The following is a 20177-nucleotide window of genomic DNA, read 5'->3' on the forward strand; positions in this document are numbered from 1 at the left end:
AGCGCGAATGATCCCGCAAAGCCTGCGAGCCCTGCTCGATGAGACCGACGGCCGGCGTGAGTGCGAGTGGGCCGACCGCCGCGTGTGGTTGGCTCGTGAAGCTTGGGGCGAACTGGCGGTGTGTTTGCAGGGCGCCCAGGTGCTTCACTTTTTACCGGCGTCCGAAGCCACGCCAGCTGAAGGCTCGCTACCTTACGCGCCCACCCCCGCGCGAGCTGAAGGCTCTCTCTCTACTAACGCGCCCGAAACCGCGCGTACTGATCTTCCCGCCCCCGCGCCCGAGAGCATGGGCGAGGAAGAAGAGGCGCTGGTGCCCGGCGGTTGGCTGTGGGTCACGCCCACGCCCCAGGCGCTGCCCGGCGCCATTCGCGGCGGTATTCCGCTGTGCTGGCCCTGGTTCGCCGACGAGCGCGGTGCCGATGAAAGCCCGGATCGCTCGGGCCCCATGCACGGCCCGGCGCGTCTGGCCCAGTGGCGTCTCGACGCAGTGGACGAGCATGAGGGCGGCATCGAACTGCACCTCTCCCCCAGCGAGCGCCTGCACAGCCAGTTGGTGCCGCGCGCGGTGATCCAGGCCAATGCCCGGCGTCTGCACGTGGAGCTGATCACCGAGCACGTCGGCGAGACCCCGGTCAAGCTCAGCGGCGCTCTGCACAGCTACCTGGCCGTGGCCGACAGCTTCGCCTGTCGCCTCACGGGACTGGCCGGCGCCCGCTACCTGGACAAGCTGGCCGGCTTCGCCGAGCGCGAACAGCAGGGCGAGCTCGCCGTACGCGGCGGGCTCGACCGCATCTATCACAGCAACGCCGAGGTGGTGCTCGACGACGGCAGCCGACGCCTGCGCGTCGCCCGCCAGGGCAGCGACTCGGCGGTGGTGTGGCACCCTGCAGAGGCACCGCCCGACGATACTTCGCCCGCCGCCGCGCGACGCTTCCTCTGCGTGGAGTCGGCCAATACCCGCCTCGACCCGGTATGGCTGGTACCCGGCGCCCAGCACCTTCTGGGTACCACCCTGTCGTGGGAGGCAGACTCGTGAAGCACGCTACCGGCGCGCTGGAGACGCCGTTTCTGCTGGGCATGATGCGCCTGCACGAGGCGAGCGATCTGCATCCCCCGGCGCGCCTGGCCAACTGGATCGAAGCCCGCCTCGACGAGGGGCTCGGATGGTTCGATCATGCCGATATCTACGGCGATACCCAGGGCGAGGCCCTGTTCGGTGCCGCCCTGCGCGCTCGCCCCGGGCTCGCGGCACGCGTCAGGGTCGTGACCAAGGCCAGCATCGTCACGCCGGAGCGCGATGCCTCGCCGTTTCGCGTCAAGCACTACGACAGCTCGCCGGAATACCTGACCGGCGCCATTGACGACTCGCTGGCTCGTCTCGGCGTCGAGCGTCTCGACCATTTCCTGCTGCATCGTCCCAGTCCGCTGATGGATGCCGAAGCCACCGCCCGGGCGCTGGACGAGGCCATTGATGCCGGCAAGGTCGGCGCCGTAGGAGTCTCGAACTTCCTGCCTGACCAATGGCGCCGCCTGCAGGCGGCGATGCATCACGAGCTGGCCACGCATCAACTGCAGCTCTCGCTGGACCACACCCAGCCACTCTTCGATGGCACCTACGATGCGCTGGTCGGCGACGGCCAGATACCACTGGTGTGGTCGCCCCTGGGCGGCGGCCGGGTCTTCCAGGGGCCGGCCGAACGGCTGCTGATCCGGCTCGCCGAGGAGCTCGGCATCACGCCGGCCGGGCTGGCCTTGGCTTGGCTGCGCGCCTTGCCGGGCCGCCCGCGACCGGTGATCGGCAGCCTGCGTGAAGAGCGCATTGCGGCCCTGCATGCCGATGCCCAAGCGCAGATGGATCGCCCCACCTGGTATGCCCTGCTGGAATCCGCCCGGGGTCACGAGGTGGCTTGAGGTTCGCCACTCACAAGGACAACACGAGGAATTCACATGCTACCCGTCATCGCCTTCGGCGAAGCCCTGGTCGACATGCTCTCCAGCCGCCTGGGCGACCTCGCCGGCGACGCTTCGGAAACCTTCACCCCCTACGCCGGCGGTGCCCCGGCCAACGTGGCGGTGGCCTGCGCGCGCCTGGGCATACCCAGCCGTTTCCTCGGCATGCTGGGAGAGGACCACTTCGGCGACTTCCTGGCCGCGGAGCTGGCCGCCCACGGCGTCGAGATCAGCGGCGTGGTGCGCACCCGCGAGGCGCGCACGGCGCTGGCCTTCGTCTCCCGCGACGCCCATGGCGAGCGCACCTTCGACTTCTATCGCCCGCCGGCCGCGGATCTGCTCTATCGGCTGGAGCACCTGCCGCCCGGTGTGTTCGCCGAACCGGCCATCGTGCACTTCTGCAGCAACAGCCTGACCGAGCCGGAGATCGCCGACACCACCCTGGCCATGGCCGACATGGCCAGCCGCGCCGGCTGCCTGGTCAGCGTCGATGCCAACCTGCGCCACAACCTCTGGGCCGGCGGCAGCGCCGACATCGCTTTGGTCACTCAGTTGATCGATCGCGCCGGCCTGGTCAAGCTCTCGACGGATGAACTCGACTACCTGCGCGCCGATCATCCCGCCGAGGCCTGGCTGGCCGAGCGGCTTGCCGCCGGCGTCCGGCTGCTGGTGATCACCGACGGCCCCGGTGAAGTGCGCGCCATGGGCGTGGGCAGGGAGCTGCGCCATGCGCCACCCAGGGTCGAGGCCGTGGACACCACCGCCGGCGGCGACGCCTTCATCGGCGGACTGCTGGCCGAACTGGCCGACTATCTGGACAAGACGGAACTAGCGTCAGATTGGCACCAGGACGAGGCGTTTCTGCATCGCGCCCTGCGCACCGCCGCCAACTGCGGCGCCCATGCGGTAACCCGTCCCGGCGCCTATGCCGCCCTGCCCGATCGTGACGACCTGGCCCGACTGCGGGGCGAGAGCTGACGATACCAGCCAGCCACCCAGCCATGCCGCCTGGCCGTGTCACAGCGGCCCTCGTGCCGGCAGTCGCCAGCGCAGCGTTCGCGCCACCACCTGCTGCCCCGGGCGATAATCGCCCCGGGCGGCAGCCAGCGCGGCGGCAAGGGCAGCGTCGGCGATACGTTCGTGATCCTGCACCGCCGAATTGACCGGCAGCGGTAGGAAATCGAGCAGGCGATTGTCACCGAAAGTGGCCAGACGCAACGTCTGCGGCAATCCGCCTTGCTCCAGCAGCACGTCGAAGACTCCGTCGAGCAGCGTGTAGGAAGCCGTGACCAAAGCATCGGGCAAGCCGTGCTCGGCGAGCAGCTCGCGCATCAGGCGCGCTCCCTCGTCTCGTTCGTAGCGCTCGGCCCCGTACATGAGTACCGTTGCGTCGCTGCCGGCCAGAGCCTGACGGAACCCACTGCGCCGCTCGTGGCTGATGGAGAGCCCCGGCACGGCATCCAGCCAGGCCACGCTTTTCACCCCTTCACCCAGCACCGAGCGCGTCAGCCGCTCGGCGGCTTCTCTGTCGTTGCTCACCACGCAGGCGAAATGCTGCGGATCGAAGCCGCGGTCCACTGCGATCACCGGCAGGCCATCGGCCATCAGCTCGGCATAGAAAGGGTCGTCCAAGGGCAAGCAGCTGGCGGTGATCAACACCTCGCAGCGCTGGGCACGCAGGGCCAGGGCCAGCTCACGCTCGCTCTCCGGCCGGTCGTCGGAGCCGACGATCAGCAGTTGGTAGCCCTGTTCCCGCGCACCGCGCTCGAGTCGCTTCGCCAGCCGCGCATAGCTAGCATTCTCCAGGTCCGGCACGATCAGCCCGAGAATGCGACTCGAGCCCCGCCGCAGCGCGGCGGCCTGTGCATCCACGCGATAGCGGTGCTGGCGCACCACCGCCATGACCTTGTCGACGGTTTCCTGACTGATGCGCCGCTCGGTGGCCTGTCCATTGATCACGTAGCTGGCCGTGGTGCGCGAGACACCGGCCAGGCGTGCGATTTCAGCAAGTGTCATCGCTCTCCCCCGTTAACGGCCTGTCATTCTACGCCAGTGGCTGAGCACCCACCCCCTGCCAAAGTCTAAGATCCTTGACTTGCGAAAGCAGATGAATCGATCCAGCATGAAGAATAGACAAGGTGACACGATTCAGCAAAACACAATCGACAAACCTGGACTTGATCCAGCGGTGTCGATCGGGGTCGCCGCCAACAGGAGATTGCCCATGCTCACGCTACGCCCCGAGGACGTCCGCCTCGACTGTCAGGCACCTGACTGGCGCGATGCGCTGGAGCAGGCCGCCGAATCGCTGCACCGGGCGGGGCTGACCGCCCCCGCCTATCGCGACGGCCTGTTCCAGCGCGAGGCACAGTCCTCCACCTACCTTGGCAACGCCATCGCCATCCCCCACGGCACCCCGGAGAGCCGCGAGCACGTTCTCGCCACCGGCGTACGCGTGCTGCAGTTTCCCGCCGGGGTCGAGTGGCACGACGGCCAGCGCATCCACGTGCTGGTCGCCATTGCCGCCCAGAGCGACGAACACCTGGACATCCTGCGCCAGCTCACCCACGTACTCGACGACGACCGCGTCGGCGAGCGGCTGGCCGGTGCCGGTTCGGCGGCGGCCGTGGCCGCCCTGCTGTCGAAGGCGCAAGTGGAGGCACGTCTGGACACCGATACCCTGTGCCTCGGCTTTCCTGCCCGCGACGCCCGCGAACTGGCCCTGGCCGGCGCCGCCAGGCTGAGTCAGCTCGGCTGCGTGGGTGGCGACTTCATGGCCGACGTGGCCGAGCGTCCCCTGGCACCGCTGGGCCAAGGGCTGTGGCTCAGCCTCGGCGAGCGCAGCGTCGCGGTGCCGGCGCTGGCCCTGGCCACCCCGGATGAACGCCTGGAGAGCGGCGGCGAAGCGGTGAAGGGCGTGTTCTGCCTGGCCGCCCAGGGCGACGCCCACCGCGGCCTGCTGGAGCGCGTTCTGACCCTGCTCGACAGCGGCGCTGCCGCCGAGCTGCCCAGTGCCGATGCCGCCACCGTGCTGGCACGCCTGGCCGGCGAATCCGCCGCGGCCCATACCCGGCTGGCGCGGGTGCTCAACGCCCACGGGCTGCATGCCCGCCCGGCCAAACAGCTGGTGCAGGTGGCCCGGGAACAGGGCCTGCCGATCCAGGTACGACTGGCCGAAGGCGGTGGCGCCGCGGTGTCCGCTTCCAGTTTGACCAAGGTGATCAACCTGGGTGCCCGCCGCGGCCAGCAACTGGTCTTCTCCGCCGAAGGCGAGGGAGCCCAGCAGGCCCTCGAGGCCGTGAGCCGTGCCGTGGCGGACGGCCTGGGCGAGCACGTGCTGCCCTTCGACGAGAGCCGCGAGCGTAGCATGCCGCTGGCGGATGCGGCCCCCGTCGAACCGCTGCCCGACGATACGCCGCACCCGGGAGTGGCGGCATCGCCGGGGCTGGCCATCGCACCGGTCTTCGTGCTGCAGACCCCGCGCTTCGACTATCCCGAGCGCGCCGCCGACCCTGCCGAGCAGCAGCAGCGCCTGCGCCAGGCCATCGCCGAGGGGGCGGCCCAGCTCGAGGCACTGGTCCAGCAGGCCCGCGGCGGCGAAGTGGCGCAGATCCTCTCCATGCACGAGGAGATGCTCAGAGACCCCGAATTGTTCGAGGCCGCCCGTGAGGGCATTCAGGAGGGCCGCTCGGCCGAGGCTGCCTGGTGGGTAGCCATCGAGACCGCCGCCCATGCCCAGGAGATGCTCGCCGACCGCCTGCTGGCCGAGCGCGCCGCCGACCTGCGCGACGTCGGCCGCCGCGTACTCGGCGTACTGTGCGAGGTGAGCCTGCCCGAGCCGCCGGAGACGCCCTACATCCTAGTGACCGACGACATCGGCCCTTCCGACGTGGCGCGGCTCGACACACAGCGGGTGCGCGGCCTGCTCACCGCCCGCGGCGGCGCCACCGCACACAGCGCGATTCTCGCCCGCGCCCTGGGGATTCCTGCCGTAGTGGGCGCCGGCGAACGGGTGCTGACGCTGGCAGGCGGCCAGGAGCTGATTCTTGATGGCGAACGCGGCAGGGTGATTCCGGCGCCCTCTGCCGAACGCCGCGCCAGCGCCGAGCAGCGCCTGGCCGAACGCCAGCGGCGCGAGGCCGAGGCGTGGCAGGCGCGCTTCGAGCCGGCCCAAACTCGTGACGGACATCGCGTGGAAGTGGCCGCCAACCTGGGCAACACCACCCACGCCGCCGATGCCGTGGAGCGCGGCGCCGAGGGCATCGGCCTGTTGCGCACCGAGTTCCTGTTCATGGCCCACGCCCGGGAGCCGGATCTCGCCACGCAGATCGAAGAGTACCGCGAGGCTCTGGACGCCCTTGACGGCCGTCCGCTAGTGGCCCGCACCCTCGACGTGGGCGGCGACAAGCCGCTGCCCTACTGGCCGATGCCCAAGGAGGACAACCCCTTCCTCGGGCTGCGCGGCATCCGCCTCAGCCTGACCCGGCCCGAGGTGCTCGAAACCCAACTGCGGGCGCTGTTGATGGCGGCGGCCCCCGCCAGCGAGGCGGCGGACAAGCCGCAGCCGCTGCGCATCATGCTGCCGATGGTCAAGGACGTGGGCGAATTCCGCGCCGCACGCGCCATCTTCGAGCGCCTGCTCGACGAAATTCCCGCTGCCGAGCGCGCCACCGACGTGCAGTTGGGGGTGATGATCGAGGTGCCTTCGGCGGCCCTGCTGGCACCTGTCTTGGCCGCCGAGGTCGACTTCTTCTCGGTAGGCACCAACGACCTGACCCAGTACACCCTGGCCATCGACCGCGACCACCCCGAGCTCTCGGCCCAAGCCGACGGCCTGCATCCGGCGGTGCTGCGCCTGATCGAGATGACCGTAGCGGCGGCTCATGCCCACGGCAAGTGGGTCGGGGTATGCGGCGAGCTGGCCAGCGACACCCTGGCGGTGCCGGTGCTGGTCGGACTCGGCGTCGATGAGCTCTCGGTGAGCGCGCGCCAGGTACCGCTGGTCAAGGCCAGACTGCGCGAATTCGATCTGGCCGAGGCCCGCACCCAGGCCCAACTGGCACTGGCCCAGGCCACCAGCGAGGCGGTACGCGACGCCCTGGAGGCACGCTGATGGCCCGCCTGCTCACCCTCACCCTGAATCCGGCGCTGGACCTCTCCGTCAGCCTGGAGCGGCTGGAGCCGGGCACGGTCAACCGCACCCATGAGACCCACCTGACGGCGGCCGGCAAGGGCGTCAACGTGGCCCGGGTGCTGGCCCAGTTAGATCACGACGTGACGGTGTCGGGCTTTCTCGGCGCCGACAACGACGGCCCCTTCCTGCGCGCCTTCGAAGCCATGGGCGTGGAAGACGCCTTCCTGCGCGTACCCGGCGAGACCCGCATCAATGCCAAGCTCGCCGAGGCCGACGGTCGCATCACCGACATCAACGGCCCCGGCGCGGCCATCGACGAAGCGGCCTGGCAGCGCTTGCTCGACGGTCTCGACACGCGCATCGGCGACCCGCGACGGCGCCCCGACGCTGTGGTGATCGCCGGCAGCCTGCCACCCGGCGTGACACCGGCCAATCTGGCCGAGCTGGTCACCCGGCTGCGCGAGGCGGGCCTGCCGGTGTGGGTCGATACCAGCGGCGCCGCCCTGGATCAAGCCATTGCGGCTCGCCCCACCGCGGTCAAGCCCAACGAGCTCGAGCTGGCCACCTGGGCCGGCAACACCCTCGACACGGCGGAAGCACGCCTGACCGCGGCACTACGCCTATACGCCGCCGGCATCGAGGAGGCTGTGGTCTCGGCCGGGGCTGCCGGGGTGCTGTGGGTCAGCCATCGCGGCGCCTGGCAGGCCATGCCGCCCCGGGTCAGCGTCGCCAGCACCGTAGGCGCCGGCGACACCCTGCTTGCCGCCCTGCTGCACGGGGTGGTGTGCGGCCATCCGCCCGACCAGGCCCTGCGCCTGGCCACCGCACTCTCCGCTGAATCGGTTCGTCACCTGGGCGTGGGCAACCTCCACGCCGAGGACTTACCGCAACTTCAACAACAGACCCGCGTGCGTCGCCTCAACGACGTAGACGCAGGGGGAGCCCTCGCATGAACGTGATCATCGTCACCGCCTGCCCCAGCGGCATGGCCACCACTTTCCTCGCCTCTCGGCGCCTGGAGCAGGCCGCCCGTCGCCTGGGCTGGCAAGCCAGCGTCGAGATGCACAGCCAGCTCGAAGCCGTCGAGCCCGTCTCGGCCGACGCCATTGCCGCGGCCGATCTGGTCGTGGTCGCCGCCGACCAGATTCCTGCCGCCGAGCGCTTTGCCGACAAGCAACTGTTCCGCGCCGCCATCGGCGAAGCCCTGCCCGACCCCGAGGCGTTCCTGCAGCGCGCCCGGCGCGAGGCCGAGAGCTTCACTCCGCCCGCCCAGAGCGCGGTGGCCACCCAGCATAAAGCGCCCGGCGGCAGCAAAATCGTCGCCGTGACCGCCTGCCCCACCGGAGTGGCTCACACCTTCATGGCCGCCGAGGCACTGAGCGAAGCGGGCAAGAGCCTGGGCCACGCGATTCGAGTCGAGACCCAGGGCTCGGTGGGGGCGCAGAACAAGCTCACCGACGAGGAGATCGCCGCGGCGGACGTGGTGATTCTGGCCTGCGACATCGAGGTCGACCCGACCCGCTTCGCCGGCAAGCGCATCTACCGCACCTCCACCGGCAACGCACTGAAGAAGCCGCGTCCCACCATCGAGGCGGCCCTCGATCAGGCCGAGGTGGAAGAGACCGGCACCGCTCGTCGCAGCGATGCGAGCCGCAGCATCAAGGAGAAAGGGGTCTACAAGCATCTGCTCACCGGGGTATCCTTCATGCTACCCATGGTGGTGGCCGGCGGCCTGCTGATCGCGCTCTCCTTCGTCTTCGGCATCGAGGCCTTCCAGGAAGAGGGCACCCTGGCCGCGGCGCTGATGCAGATCGGCGGCGGCACCGCCTTCGCTCTGATGATCCCGGTGCTGGCCGGCTACATCGCCTACTCCATCGCCGACCGGCCGGGCATCGCGCCGGGCATGATCGGCGGCATGCTGGCGGCCAACATCGAGGCCGGCTTCATCGGCGGCATCATCGCCGGCTTCCTGGCCGGCTACGTGGCGCTGGCGGTGACCCGCCACGTCAAGCTGCCGGCCAGCGTCGAGTCGCTCAAGCCGATCCTGATCATCCCGCTGGTATCGAGCCTGGTCACCGGCCTGACCATGATCTACATCATCGGCGAGCCGGTGGCGGCGATACTGGCCGGCCTGACCAGCTTCCTTGCCGGCATGGACGCCACCAACGCGGTGCTGCTGGGTATCCTGCTCGGCGCCATGATGTGCTTCGACCTGGGCGGGCCGGTAAACAAGGCCGCCTACACCTTCGGCGTGGGCCTGCTGGCCTCGCAGACCTACGCGCCGATGGCGGCAATCATGGCCGCCGGCATGGTGCCGGCCATCGGCATGGGCATCGCCAGCTTCGTCGCCCGCCACAAGTTCTCCGAACCGGAGCGCGAGGCAGGCAAGGCATCGTTCGTGCTGGGGCTGTGCTTCATCAGCGAAGGCGCCATTCCCTTCGCCGCCAAGGATCCGCTGCGGGTGATCCCCGCCTGCATCGCCGGCGGCGCGGTGACCGGCGCCCTCTCGATGCTGGTCGGCGCCCAACTGATGGCCCCCCACGGCGGCATCTTCGTGCTGCTGATCCCCAACGCCATCACCCCGGTGCTGCTCTACCTCGGCGCCATCGTCATCGGCTCGCTGATCACCGGCCTGGGCTACGCCGCGATCAAGCGCGGCGCGGCACCGGTAGCGGTGGGCGCCGCCGCCTGAGTGTGTTCATCAAGCCAAAAAAAGCCCGGCCACATGGCCGGGCAAATGACAGCACCTGGCTGCCGAGAGAGCACGAGAGAGGGTCGGGGAAGCCGCTCAGTGGTGAAAACGCTGGGCGGCTTCCTTGGCGAGCTGGCGAATGCCGTTCCAGTCCTCGGCATCGACCAGCGACTTCGGCGTCAGCCACGAGCCGCCTACGCACATCACGTTCTTCAGCGCCAGGTAGTCTTCGGCGTTTTCCAGGGTGATGCCGCCGGTGGGACAGAAACGCGCCTCGGGGATAGGACCGGCGAAAGCCTTCAGCGCCTTGACGCCGCCGCTGGCTTCGGCGGGGAAGAACTTGAAGCGGCGATAGCCGTATTGCCAGCCGGTCATCAGCTCGGACACCGTGGCCACACCGGGCAGCATCGGCACCGGGCTGGTGACACCGTAGCGGTAGAGCGCTTCGGTAGTGCCGGGGGTGACCACGAAGTCGGCGCCCACCTGCTCGCTCTGGCGATACTGAGCCGGCGTGAGCACCGTTCCCACACCGATACTGGCCTGGGGCAGCGCCGCCTTGAGTCGCTTCACCGCTTCCAGGGCGCAGTCGGTACGCAGGGTCACTTCCAGCACGGTGAGTCCGCCTTCGACCAGAGCGCGGCCGAGCGGCACGGCGTCCTCGATGCGCTCGATGGCCAGCACCGGAATGACTTCCGCCTTGAGGCAGATGCTGTCGAGCTCGGTGGTCCGCGTGGACGGCAGCTGTTTGTCGATGGTCATGAGCAAGACTCCAAGTTCAGGGGGCCCAGTAGACGGCCAGCGGGCAGGAAAGAAAGGCACGGATCGGCAGTTCGCGCGAGTCGTCGCCGGACATGGCCCGGGCCAGTACGCTGCGTTTGTCGTCACCGGTGATGTGCAAGACGTGGCGCCGCGCCTGATGCAGGCGGTCGGCGCTCAGAGTGATGCGCGGCTGGGGCTGGCTGGGGGTGCGTGCGGCCAGCACTGGAGCATCGGTGGTCAGGCCAAGCTCCAGCTCACGGCTGTCGGGGAAAAGCGAGGCGGTGTGACCGTCGCCGCCCATGCCCAGTACCACCAGGCTGGCGGGCCAGGTCAGCGCCTCGATGCGCCGGGTAACGGCCTCGACGCCCTGCTCGGGCGTCTCGTCGTCGGTGGTCAGCGCAACGAAGCTGGCCGCGGCGGCCTTGCCCTGCAGCAGATGGCGACGCACCAGGCGCGCATTGCTCGCTTCGTCGCTCTCGCTCACCCAGCGCTCGTCGGCCAGGGTCACCTCGACCCGCTCCCAAGGCAGCGCCTGTTTGGCCAGGGCCTGGAAGAACGGTACCGGCGTCGAGCCGCCGGAGAGCACCAGCAGCGCACGTTCCTGCTGCGCCAGGTCCTGACGCAGCGCCTCGGCGACGGCTTCGGCGAGCTGCTCGGCAAGCTGCTCGCGGGGTGTGGCGTTCGTCATGTCAGTAGTCCTCGTACCAGCTGCGCCCGTCCTGGGTGATCATGGCGATGGAGGCCACCGGACCCCAGGAGCCGGCCGGATAGCGCCGCGGCGGCTCGCCCATCTCCTCCCAGGCGGCAATCAGACTGTCGCACCAGTGCCAGGCGTGCTCCACCTCGTCACGGCGCACGAACAGGTATTGGCGCCCCTTCATCACCTCGAGCAGCAGACGCTCGTAGGCATCGGGAATGCGCTCCTGAGGGAAGGCGCTGCCGAAATCCAGATGCAGCGGCCCGCGACGGAGGCGCATGCCGCGGTCCAGGCCGCTGTCCTTGGTCAGCACCTCCAGGGCGATGCCTTCGTCCGGCTGCAGGCGGATGATCAGCTTGTTGGCGGCCAGATTGCGCTGATCGGGGTCGAAGATGTAGTGCGCCTGCTGGCGGAAGTGAATCACGATCTGCGACAGCTTCTCGGGCATGCGCTTGCCGGTGCGCAGGTAGAACGGCACCCCGGCCCAGCGCCAGTTGGAGACGCCGGTCTTCATCGCGACGAAGGTCTCGGTGCCGCTCTCGCGGTTGGCGCCCTCCTCCTCGAGGTAGCCGGGCACGCCCTTGCCTTTGATGGTGCCGGCAATGTATTGGCCGCGCACCACGTCACGATTGAGCTTGGCCTCGCTGAAGGGCTGCAGCGCCTTGAGCACCTTGACCTTCTCGTCGCGGATGGCGTCGGCATCCAGGTTGGCCGGCGGGTCCATGGCGATCAGACAGACCAGCTGCAGCAGGTGATTCTGCACCATGTCGCGCAGCTGGCCGGCACGGTCGAAGTAGCCCCAGCGCCCCTCGATGCCGACCTGCTCGGCCACGGTGATCTCCACGTGGGAGATGTGGTTCTGATTCCACTGGGTGCCGAACAGGGGATTGGCGAAGCGCAGCGCGATCAGGTTCTGGACGGTCTCCTTGCCGAGATAGTGATCGATGCGGTAGACCCGGGACTCCGGGAACACCTCGCCGATGGCATCGTTGATCTCGCAGGAGGATTCGAAGTCGTAGCCGATCGGTTTCTCGACCACCACCCGGGAAAGCTCGTCGAGACATTCACCGGCCTGAAGATTGCGGCAGATATCGCCATACAGGCTGGCCGGCACGGCCAGATAGACGACCAGGGGGCAGACCACGGTGTCGTGACGCACGGCCTTGCGCCACTCGGCGATGGCGCGATAGCCCTCGGCAGTGCCGAAGTCGAGCTGCAGGAAATCGAGACGCGCGGTGAAACGCTTGACGGTCTCGCGGTCCAGCTCGGCAGGCTTGACGTAGGTCTGCAGGGTTTCGGCCACGCGCTTGCGGAAGGCATCGGTCTGCATCTCCTGGCGCGCCAACCCGAGGATGCGCGTGTCGTCGTGCAGCAGCCCCTCGCGGTCGAGATGGTACAGCGCGGGATAGAGCTTGCGCAGCGACAGGTCGCCCAGGGCGCCGAACAGCGCCAGATCGATGACCGGCCGATCCTCGTCCTCAGACCGCCTGGTTGCCTTCATGTTTGCCCCCAATCTGGTTAACTTACATAAAAAATACGTCAGCACCACTTACCGCGCAATGTTTGTTTTGTAATATTACACTAATTTCCTAACAATGAGCTTGCCTCATTCGCGGCCGGGACGACACCGCGATAGGATAGCCCATCATTTTGTTGTTAAATCACTACATCATCTGTTTCAGAGAGTCGCAACCGCCATGGCCCATGATCTGCTGCAACGCATTCGACAACGTCTCGATGAGCTCAACCGCTCCGAGCGCAAGGTAGCAGACGTCATCCTGGCCGACCCGGCGCGGGCCACCGGCCTGAGCATAGCCAGCCTGGCCCAGGCCGCCTCGGTCAGCGAGCCCACCGTCAACCGTTTCTGCCGCAGCTTCGATGCCAAGGGCTATCCCGACTTCAAGATCAAGCTGGCCCAGAGCCTGGCCGGCGGCACGCCCTATGTCAGCCAGTCGGTTGAGCCCGGCGACGCGGCGGCGGATTACACGGGCAAGATCTTCGGCGCCACCATTGCCGCTCTCGACGAAGCCAGCCGCACGCTGGACCCGGCCCGCATCGAGCGGGTGGTGGACTACCTCATTCAGGCCAAGCAGATCCACTTCTTCGGCCTGGGTGCCTCCGGCGCGGTGGCACAGGATGCCCAGCACAAGTTCTTCCGCTTCAACCTGCCGGTCACGGCCTATGTCGACGTGCTGATGCAGCGCATGGTGGCATCGGCCTGCCATACCGGCGATGTGGTAGTTGTCATCTCCTGGACCGGGCGCACCCGCGAGCTGGTCGACATCGCCCGCCTGGCGCGGGAGAGCGGCGCCGTGGTGCTGGGCATCACAGCACCCGACTCGCCGCTGGCCACGGAGTGCACCGAAACCCTGGAGGTCGCCACCCCCGAGGACACCGACGTCTACATGCCGATGACCTCACGCATGATCCAGCTCACCCTGATCGACGTGCTGGCCACCGGGGTGACCCTGCGTCGCGGCGAGGACTTCCTGCCGCACCTGAAGAAGATCAAGGACAGCCTGCAGGAGACCCGCTACCCGGCGACGCGCCAGGATTGAGTCCAGCGGCCGAAGGGTTGTCAGGGCGCCGTGACGGCACAACAATAACGGCTCCCTTCCTTCTCACTTCGAGGCCCTCGATGCAACGGATCGCACGTTCTGCCATTTCTCTCTCCGCCCTCGCCTTCGCCCTGTTGGCGCAGGGTGCCGCCGCCGAGACCTTCCGCTTCACCGCCATCCCCGACGAGGATCAGGCGCGTCTGGTCGAGCGCTTCGGCAAGGTGGCCGACTACCTCGAGGAGCGCCTCGGGGTCGAGGTGGAGTACGTACCGGTGAAGTCCTACAGCGCCGCGGTCACCGCTTTCCGCAACGATCAGGTCCAGTTGGCCTGGTTCGGCGGCCTCTCCGGCGTGCAGGCGCGGCGCCTGGTCCCGGGCTCCCAGGCACTGGCCCAGGGCAGCGAGGACGACGCCTTCATGAGCTACTTCATCGCTCACGAGTCCACCGGCCTCGAGCGTGCCGACGAGCTGCCCGACGAGCTGGAAGGCATGAGCCTCACCTTCGGCTCGCGCACCTCCACCTCCGGGCGCCTGATGCCGGAACACTTCTTCCGTGAGCGCTTCGACGACGTCGACCCGGAGCGTTTCTTCTCCCGCGTCGGCTACTCCGGCGATCACTCGCGCACCATTGCTCTGGTCGAAGCCGGCACCTACGACATCGGCGCGGTCAACTATACGGTGTGGGAAGCCGCCGTCGAGGATGGCCGGGTCAATACCGACCAGGTCCGGGTGATCTGGGCCACGCCGCCCTACCCGGACTACAACTGGACCCTGCGCGGCGACGCCGACGAACGCTTCGGCGAAGGCTTCACCGAGAAGGTGCGGGCCGCCTTCCTCGAGATGGACGACCCGGAGCTGCTCGCCTCCTTCCCCCGTGAGGCGTTCATTCCCGCTGACAACGACCTTTATGCCCCCATCGAGGAGGTGGCCGAAGAGCTCGGCCTGCTGCGCTGATGGAGAGCGAGCAACGGCGCCTGCTGGTTCGCTTCGAGGGCGAGGATCTCGGTCACGGCGCGCATGTGGTGCTGCCGCGCCTGAGCCTTGCCCTGCACCAGGGCGAGCGGGTCGCCCTGCTCGGCCAGAGCGGCGCCGGCAAGTCGACGCTGCTCGCTGAGCTGCGCCGCCGGCTGGGGGGAGAGGCGGCCTGGTGCCCTCAGCATCACGGCCTGGTGCCGCAGCTTGCCGTCTATCACAACGTCTTCATGGGGCGCCTGCCGGAGCATTCGGCGCTGGCCAATCTGTGGAACCTGGTGCGCCCACTGCGCGGGCCATGGCGGGAAGTGGCCGCACTGTGCGACGAACTGGGCCTGAACGGCCTGATGCGCCGCCCGGTGGGCGAGCTTTCCGGCGGCCAGCGCCAGCGGGTGGCCATCGCCCGCGCCCTGTATCAGGCCCGCCCGCTGTTCCTGGGTGACGAACCGGTGGCCAGCGTCGATCCTCACCAGGCGCTGCGGCTGCTGGACCTGATCGACTCCCGCCACACCACCTCGGTAGTGGCGCTGCACCAGCGCGAGCTGGCGCTCTCCCACTTCGACCGGGTGTGGGGGTTGCGCGACGGCCGCCTGGCGATCGATGCCCGCGCCGACGAGCTCAGCCTGGCCGAACTCGATGCGCTCTATCCCGACGCCGCGGAACCGGCCGGCAGCCCACCGCCCGGCAACGACGACGTGCCGCTGCCCAGCCCCGAGGCGCTGCCCTGCGCCCGAGGGCGGCCATGAGCGATAGTCTGGTCGACAGCCGTCCGCCCTCGGCACGCAGCTGGTGGCGCGGCGGCTCCCCCGGCCTGCGCCTGGCCCGTCACAGCCTGGGCCTGGTGGCGCTTGCCGTGCTGCTGGTGCCCTTCGCCGACCTGGCCATTCACACCCGCGACCCCTGGGGCGAACTCGGGCGCATGGCCGCCGGGCTGGCCTGGCCCGCCTGGGGCGCGCTGGAATCACCCTTCACGGCCCTGGGCCTGACCGTGGCGGTGGCCCTGTGGGGCACCCTGGCCGGGGTGGTGCTGGGCTTTCCCCTGGCGCTGCTGTTCGCCCGCTCACGCCTGGTGCGCGCCGGCTGCGCCTTCGTGCGCGCCATTCACGAGCTGTTCTGGGCACTGCTGTTCCTGCAGGTGTTCGGTCTCTCGGCACTCACCGCCCTGGCGGCGCTGGCGATTCCCTATGCCGGTATCTTCGCCAAGGTCTACGCCGAGATCCTCGAGCAGACGCCGCGCGCACCGCGCGACGCCCTGCCACCCGGCAGCGGACGGCTGGCACGCTTCGTCTACGCCGAGCTGCCGCTGGCCTGGTCCCAGCTCGCCGCCTATACCCGCTATCGCTTCGAGTGCGGCCTGCGCGCCAGCGTGCTGCTCGGCTTCGTCGGCCTGCCGACCCTGGGCTTCCATCTCGAGACTGCCTTTCGCGAGGGCCGCTATCACGAGGCGGGGGCGCTGCTGTGGCTGTTCTATCTGCTGATCGCCAGCCTGCCGTGGTGGGGCCACAAACGGCTGATCCCGCTGCTGCTGGTGGGGGGCGTCTGGCTGCTGGGGCCGTGGCCCAACGTGGACGGCGCGCTGCTGTGGCGCTTCGTCTCCGAGGATATCTGGCCGGCGGCGTTGCTGGCCGGCGACTGGGCGGGAGTGCTCGCCTGGCTGGCGCGGATCCCGGCGCTGGGACCGGCCATCGGCAATACCCTGCTACTGGGTCTGCTCGGCACCGTCGGCGCGCTCGCCGTGGCGCTGCTCCTGTGGCCGCTGGCAAGCCGGCACTTCGGCAATCGCGGCACGCGACTGGCCGGGCACGGCGTGCTGATCTTCCTGCGCTCGACACCGGAGCTGATACTGGCGTTCGTCTTCCTGCTGCTGCTCGGCCCCTCGCTGCTGCCCGCCTGGCTGGCCCTGGCGCTGCACAACGGGGCCCTGATCGCCTTCCTGGTGGCACGCCACGCCGATGCCATCAACCCCGGCATGCCGGGCCTGCCGGCCAGCGGGCGCCTGGCCTACGAGCTGCTGCCGCGGGTCTACCCCGGGCTGCTGGCGCTGCTCTACTATCGCGCCGAGGTGATCCTGCGCGAAACGGCGATTCTCGGCATGCTGGGGGTGGCCACGCTGGGCTTCTATATCGAAGAGGGCTTCGACTACCTGATGTTCGACGTGGCCTTCTTCCTGCTGCTGATCACCGCCGCGCTCAACATCGCCGTGGACACCCTCTCGCGACGGCTGCGGCCGCGAGAGGCGCCGCTGGACGACCCCTGCGTGAGATAGGCGGGGCTTCAGTAGCTGTATTCGCCGCCGACGACTGCCGCCGTGACGGTGATCTCCACCTTGAGCTCATCGGCAGGCATGGGCGCGCAGACGCAGGTACGTGCCGGGGCATGGCCGGTGGGTACCCAGGCGTCCCACACCGCGTTCATGGCGGCGAAGTCATGGCCGTCCTTGAGGTAGATGGTGGCCGTCAGCAGGTGCTCGCGGTCCGAGCCGATCTCGGCCAGCAGCGCATCCACCCGCGCCAGCATGCTTTCGGTCTGCTCGGTGATGTCGCCGTGGCGCGCCTCGGGGCCGGCTACCTGGCCGCACAGGTAGGCGATACCCTGATGAATCACCGCGCGGCTCATGCGCGCCTTGGTATCATGACGGACGATGGTCATTTCTTTCTCCTCGGAAGTTAAAGCCCGTCGATTCTACCGCATCCCCAGCGCTCAGCGTCGATGCCCCACCGGCATCCGCAGGGATACCTCCTGTGCGGTATATCCAGCCAACGTTATGCATGGCAGTATACGACGGATCGTTATATCCACCGGGATATGACGATGACTCGCCCTAGCCGGACGAGCACAGAAGAACCCAACGGGGGAACGATCGATGAGCCGTGTTTTTCGTCTATTGGCCGGCATGGCCGTCCTCGGCCTGAGCCTGACCATCGCAACGGCCCTGGCCGACCCGAAGCCGACCCGAATTGCCGCCGCCTCGGACCTGCGCTTCGCTATGGACGAGATACTGGAGAACTTCGCCGCCGATCATCCCGAGCATCCCATCGAGGTGCTCTATGGCTCCTCGGGGCGTTTTCGCAGCCAGATCGAGCATGGCGCCCCCTTCGATCTGTTCTTCTCGGCGGACATCGCCTACCCCCAGGCACTGAAAGAGGCCGGCCATGCCGCCGGCGAGGTGATCCCCTACGCCGAGGGCCGCATCGTGATCTGGAGCGACGGGCTCGACGCCTCGGCACTGACCCTGGACGACCTTGCCGACGAGCGCTTCCGCCGCATCGCCATCGCCAACCCCCGCCATGCGCCCTATGGCGACCGGGCCCAGGTGGCCCTGCGTGCCAGCGGCCTGTGGGAAACGCTGGAGCGGCGGCTGGTGTTCGGCGAGAACATCGCCCACACCATGCAGTTGGTGCAGAGCGGTGCCGCCGAGGTGGGCATCATCGCCCTGTCGCTGGTCCGCCACCCGTCGATACTCGACCAGGGCGGCTACCATTTGATCGACGATTCCCTTCACGCACCGCTCACCCAGGGCTTCATCATCACCCGCCGCGCCGCCGACAACCCTACCGCCCGGCTGTTCGCCGACTACATGGGCTCGGCGGAAACCCGCAGCATCATGCGTGCCTATGGCTTCCAGCTACCCGATGAGTAAGGCGAGATGACCTGGTTCGGGATCGGCGAGGCCGACTGGATCGCGCTGCAGCTCACCTTCCGCCTGGCCCTGATCAGCACCGCCCTGTTGCTGGTGCTGTGCCTGCCGCTGGCCTGGTGGCTGGCCCATACCCAGCGCCGCATCAAGGTGGTGATCGAGGCGCTGGTCTCGCTGCCGCTGGTGCTGCCGCCCACGGTGATCGGCTTCTACCTGCTGATCCTGCTCGGCCCCCGCGGCGCCGTGGGCGGCACCCTGGAACGCCTGGGCGCGAGCCACCTGGCCTTTACCTTCACCGGGCTGGTGATCGGCTCGATGGTCTATTCGCTGCCCTTCGTGGTGCAGCCGCTGCAGAACGCCTTCCAGGCCATGGGGCGCCGCCCGCTTGAGGTAGCCGCCACCCTGCGGGCGGGGCCGCTGGATCGACTGGTGTCGGTGGTGCTGCCGCTGTCGCGCCAGGGCCTGCTCACCGCGGCGGTACTCTCCTTCGCCCATACCCTGGGCGAATTCGGCGTGCTGCTGATGATCGGCGGCGGCATCCCCGGCCAGACCCAGGTCGCCTCCATCGCCATCTACAGCCATGTCGAGGCCATGGACTATGCCGCCGCTCACCGCCTGTCGCTGTTCCTGATCGTGACGGCCTTCGTGATGCTGGTCTGCATCTATGCCCTCAACAAGCGCTTCAAGATCGTGGGAGTGGCGCCATGAGCCTGGCCTGCGAGTTTCGGCTGGAGCGCGGCGACTTCGTGCTGGACGCCCGGATGACCCTGCCCGAGCGCGGCGTCACCGCGCTGTTCGGCCGCTCCGGCTCGGGCAAGACCACGCTGCTGCGCTGTCTGGCCGGCCTGGAGAGAGCCAGGGGCTGGCTGACGGTGAACGACTGCCGCTGGCAGGATGACCAACGCTTCCTGCCGGTACATCGCCGCCCGCTGGGCTACGTGTTCCAGGAGGCGAGCCTGTTTCCCCACCTGCGGGTGCGCGACAACCTGCGCTACGGCTACCGGCGGGTACCGGCCGACCGACGCCGGGTCGACTTCGACGAGACGGTGCGACTGCTCGGCGTCGAGGCACTGCTCGAGCGATACCCGCAAGCGCTCTCCGGCGGCCAGCGCCAGCGCGTGGCCATCGCCCGGGCCCTGCTCGCCAGCCCCCGGCTGCTGCTGATGGACGAGCCCATGGCGTCGCTGGACGCCACCAGCAAGGCGGAGATCCTGCCCTACCTGGAGCGGCTTCACGATCATCTGGAAATACCGCTGGTCTACGTCAGCCATGCTCTCGAGGAGGTGGCCCGGCTGGCGGATCACATGGTGCTGCTGGAGGCAGGCCGGGTGCTGGCCGCCGGCCCCTTGCAGGAGTTGCTGACTCGCAGCGACCTGCCGCTGGCCCATGCCGACAATGCCGCCGCGGTGCTGGAGGCGCAGGTGCTGGATTACGACGCCGGGCGGCAGCTGGTCACGCTCGGCTGCGGCGACGTGCGACTGCGGGTCTCGCGGGAGCAGGCGCCAACGGGCGCGCGCCTGAGGCTCAGCGTCAGGGCCAACGACGTGGCGATCAGCCTGAGCCCCGCGCGGGATTCCAGCGTGCTCAACTGCCTGCCGGCGCGGGTCGCCGGGATCGACGACGACCCCCACCCCGGCCACCGGCTGGTGCATCTGAGCCTCGGCGACCAGACCCTGCTCGCGCGCATTCCCCGCGAGGCCGTGGAGCGCCTGGCACTCGCCCCCGGCATGATCGTGCATGCTCAGGTGCGGGCGCGAGTGCTCTAGATTTAAAAGGCGA

Annotated in this window: 18 protein-coding genes; 13 read left to right on the forward strand and 5 right to left on the reverse strand. The window is 68.8% G+C overall.

The features are described from left to right. Window positions 1-7: 7 nt before the first annotated feature. From HOP58_RS03840 to HOP58_RS03850, 3 genes are read left to right on the forward strand one after another with little or no spacing between them, the layout of a single operon-like run. A complete protein-coding gene (locus HOP58_RS03840; protein WP_234259609.1) occupies window positions 8-1036 on the forward strand; it encodes a D-hexose-6-phosphate mutarotase in 1029 nt (342 codons plus the stop codon). A 41-nt stretch (window positions 1037-1077) separates the two neighbouring features. After that, entirely contained in the window at window positions 1078-1911 is an 834-nt protein-coding gene (locus HOP58_RS03845; RefSeq protein ID WP_234259650.1) for an aldo/keto reductase, read from the forward strand. Window positions 1912-1947: 36 nt separating this feature from the next. Continuing rightward, entirely contained in the window at window positions 1948-2928 is a 981-nt protein-coding gene (locus tag HOP58_RS03850; RefSeq protein WP_234259610.1) for a carbohydrate kinase, read from the forward strand. A 39-nt stretch (window positions 2929-2967) separates the two neighbouring features. On the opposite strand, the gene cra is transcribed toward HOP58_RS03850, so the two are convergent. Continuing rightward, the gene (cra, locus tag HOP58_RS03855; RefSeq protein ID WP_234259611.1) at window positions 2968-3966 is read right to left on the reverse strand and encodes a catabolite repressor/activator; all 999 of its coding nucleotides are present in this window, start codon (window positions 3964-3966) and stop codon (window positions 2968-2970) included. Between the two features lie 208 nt (window positions 3967-4174). Between cra and ptsP the strand changes: the two genes are divergently transcribed. From ptsP to HOP58_RS03870, 3 genes are read left to right on the forward strand one after another with little or no spacing between them, the layout of a single operon-like run. Then, entirely contained in the window at window positions 4175-7063 is a 2889-nt protein-coding gene (ptsP, locus tag HOP58_RS03860) for a phosphoenolpyruvate--protein phosphotransferase (protein ID WP_234259612.1), read from the forward strand. Further along, window positions 7063-8037 carry a 1-phosphofructokinase gene (pfkB, locus tag HOP58_RS03865; RefSeq protein ID WP_234259613.1) on the forward strand — a complete coding sequence of 325 codons (975 nt, stop codon included), beginning with the start codon at window positions 7063-7065 and terminating at the stop codon, window positions 8035-8037. The genes ptsP and pfkB overlap by 1 nt, the downstream gene beginning before the upstream one ends. Further along, on the forward strand, window positions 8034-9776 hold the full coding sequence (locus HOP58_RS03870) for a PTS fructose-like transporter subunit IIB (RefSeq protein WP_234259614.1): 1743 nt from the start codon (window positions 8034-8036) through the stop codon (window positions 9774-9776). The genes pfkB and HOP58_RS03870 overlap by 4 nt, the downstream gene beginning before the upstream one ends. A 96-nt stretch (window positions 9777-9872) precedes the next feature. Here the strand turns inward: HOP58_RS03870 and HOP58_RS03875 are convergent, their stop codons facing one another. From HOP58_RS03875 to zwf, 3 genes are read right to left on the reverse strand one after another with little or no spacing between them, the layout of a single operon-like run. Continuing rightward, window positions 9873-10535, reverse strand: coding sequence for a bifunctional 4-hydroxy-2-oxoglutarate aldolase/2-dehydro-3-deoxy-phosphogluconate aldolase (locus tag HOP58_RS03875; protein WP_010627122.1), 663 nt, complete (start codon window positions 10533-10535; stop codon window positions 9873-9875). Window positions 10536-10551: 16 nt separating this feature from the next. After that, window positions 10552-11223 (reverse strand): 6-phosphogluconolactonase, encoded by a 672-nt coding sequence (pgl, locus tag HOP58_RS03880; protein WP_010627121.1) that lies wholly within the window; start codon window positions 11221-11223, stop codon window positions 10552-10554. Between the two features lies 1 nt (window position 11224). Next, on the reverse strand, window positions 11225-12733 hold the full coding sequence (gene zwf / locus HOP58_RS03885) for a glucose-6-phosphate dehydrogenase (protein ID WP_234253619.1): 1509 nt from the start codon (window positions 12731-12733) through the stop codon (window positions 11225-11227). Between the two features lie 196 nt (window positions 12734-12929). Between zwf and HOP58_RS03890 the strand changes: the two genes are divergently transcribed. From HOP58_RS03890 to HOP58_RS03905, 4 genes are all read left to right on the forward strand, one after another. Continuing rightward, entirely contained in the window at window positions 12930-13790 is an 861-nt protein-coding gene (locus HOP58_RS03890; protein ID WP_010627119.1) for a MurR/RpiR family transcriptional regulator, read from the forward strand. 80 nt (window positions 13791-13870) lie between these two features. Beyond that, entirely contained in the window at window positions 13871-14743 is an 873-nt protein-coding gene (locus HOP58_RS03895) for a putative selenate ABC transporter substrate-binding protein (RefSeq protein ID WP_010627118.1), read from the forward strand. Then, a complete protein-coding gene (locus tag HOP58_RS03900) occupies window positions 14743-15507 on the forward strand; it encodes an ATP-binding cassette domain-containing protein (protein ID WP_010627117.1) in 765 nt (254 codons plus the stop codon). Before HOP58_RS03895 ends, HOP58_RS03900 begins: the two co-directional genes overlap by 1 nt. Beyond that, a complete protein-coding gene (locus HOP58_RS03905; protein ID WP_234259615.1) occupies window positions 15504-17027 on the forward strand; it encodes an ABC transporter permease subunit in 1524 nt (507 codons plus the stop codon). The genes HOP58_RS03900 and HOP58_RS03905 overlap by 4 nt, the downstream gene beginning before the upstream one ends. A gap of 8 nt (window positions 17028-17035) precedes the next feature. Here the strand turns inward: HOP58_RS03905 and HOP58_RS03910 are convergent, their stop codons facing one another. After that, window positions 17036-17410: a RidA family protein gene (locus HOP58_RS03910; protein WP_234259616.1), complete on the reverse strand. Its 375-nt coding sequence runs from the start codon at window positions 17408-17410 to the stop codon at window positions 17036-17038. Between the two features lie 214 nt (window positions 17411-17624). Between HOP58_RS03910 and modA the strand changes: the two genes are divergently transcribed. The 3 genes from modA to modC are packed head-to-tail and all read left to right on the forward strand — an operon-like array spanning window position 17625 to window position 20164. After that, window positions 17625-18401: a molybdate ABC transporter substrate-binding protein gene (gene modA / locus HOP58_RS03915; protein ID WP_010627113.1), complete on the forward strand. Its 777-nt coding sequence runs from the start codon at window positions 17625-17627 to the stop codon at window positions 18399-18401. Window positions 18402-18407: 6 nt separating this feature from the next. Further along, window positions 18408-19106, forward strand: coding sequence for a molybdate ABC transporter permease subunit (modB, locus tag HOP58_RS03920; RefSeq protein WP_234259617.1), 699 nt, complete (start codon window positions 18408-18410; stop codon window positions 19104-19106). Further along, window positions 19103-20164: a molybdenum ABC transporter ATP-binding protein gene (gene modC / locus HOP58_RS03925; protein ID WP_234259618.1), complete on the forward strand. Its 1062-nt coding sequence runs from the start codon at window positions 19103-19105 to the stop codon at window positions 20162-20164. Before modB ends, modC begins: the two co-directional genes overlap by 4 nt. Window positions 20165-20177 lie beyond the last annotated feature (13 nt).

The sequence above is a fragment of the Halomonas sp. MCCC 1A11062 genome, from assembly GCF_021404355.1.
GTDB classification, from domain to species: domain Bacteria; phylum Pseudomonadota; class Gammaproteobacteria; order Pseudomonadales; family Halomonadaceae; genus Halomonas; species Halomonas aerodenitrificans.

Coding starts and splice junctions, on each gene's coding strand:
- cra (WP_234259611.1), bottom strand. CDS start 3,966: ATGACACTTGCTGAAATCGCACGCCTGGCCGGTGTCTCGCGCACCACG.
- HOP58_RS03910 (WP_234259616.1), bottom strand. CDS start 17,410: ATGACCATCGTCCGTCATGATACCAAGGCGCGCATGAGCCGCGCGGTG.
- HOP58_RS03875 (WP_010627122.1), bottom strand. CDS start 10,535: ATGACCATCGACAAACAGCTGCCGTCCACGCGGACCACCGAGCTCGAC.
- modA (WP_010627113.1), top strand. CDS start 17,625: ATGAGCCGTGTTTTTCGTCTATTGGCCGGCATGGCCGTCCTCGGCCTG.
- HOP58_RS03845 (WP_234259650.1), top strand. CDS start 1,078: ATGATGCGCCTGCACGAGGCGAGCGATCTGCATCCCCCGGCGCGCCTG.
- zwf (WP_234253619.1), bottom strand. CDS start 12,733: ATGAAGGCAACCAGGCGGTCTGAGGACGAGGATCGGCCGGTCATCGAT.
- HOP58_RS03850 (WP_234259610.1), top strand. CDS start 1,948: ATGCTACCCGTCATCGCCTTCGGCGAAGCCCTGGTCGACATGCTCTCC.
- HOP58_RS03905 (WP_234259615.1), top strand. CDS start 15,504: ATGAGCGATAGTCTGGTCGACAGCCGTCCGCCCTCGGCACGCAGCTGG.
- pgl (WP_010627121.1), bottom strand. CDS start 11,223: ATGACGAACGCCACACCCCGCGAGCAGCTTGCCGAGCAGCTCGCCGAA.
- modC (WP_234259618.1), top strand. CDS start 19,103: ATGAGCCTGGCCTGCGAGTTTCGGCTGGAGCGCGGCGACTTCGTGCTG.
- HOP58_RS03890 (WP_010627119.1), top strand. CDS start 12,930: ATGGCCCATGATCTGCTGCAACGCATTCGACAACGTCTCGATGAGCTC.
- HOP58_RS03895 (WP_010627118.1), top strand. CDS start 13,871: ATGCAACGGATCGCACGTTCTGCCATTTCTCTCTCCGCCCTCGCCTTC.
- HOP58_RS03900 (WP_010627117.1), top strand. CDS start 14,743: ATGGAGAGCGAGCAACGGCGCCTGCTGGTTCGCTTCGAGGGCGAGGAT.
- pfkB (WP_234259613.1), top strand. CDS start 7,063: ATGGCCCGCCTGCTCACCCTCACCCTGAATCCGGCGCTGGACCTCTCC.
- HOP58_RS03870 (WP_234259614.1), top strand. CDS start 8,034: ATGAACGTGATCATCGTCACCGCCTGCCCCAGCGGCATGGCCACCACT.
- ptsP (WP_234259612.1), top strand. CDS start 4,175: ATGCTCACGCTACGCCCCGAGGACGTCCGCCTCGACTGTCAGGCACCT.
- modB (WP_234259617.1), top strand. CDS start 18,408: ATGACCTGGTTCGGGATCGGCGAGGCCGACTGGATCGCGCTGCAGCTC.
- HOP58_RS03840 (WP_234259609.1), top strand. CDS start 8: ATGATCCCGCAAAGCCTGCGAGCCCTGCTCGATGAGACCGACGGCCGG.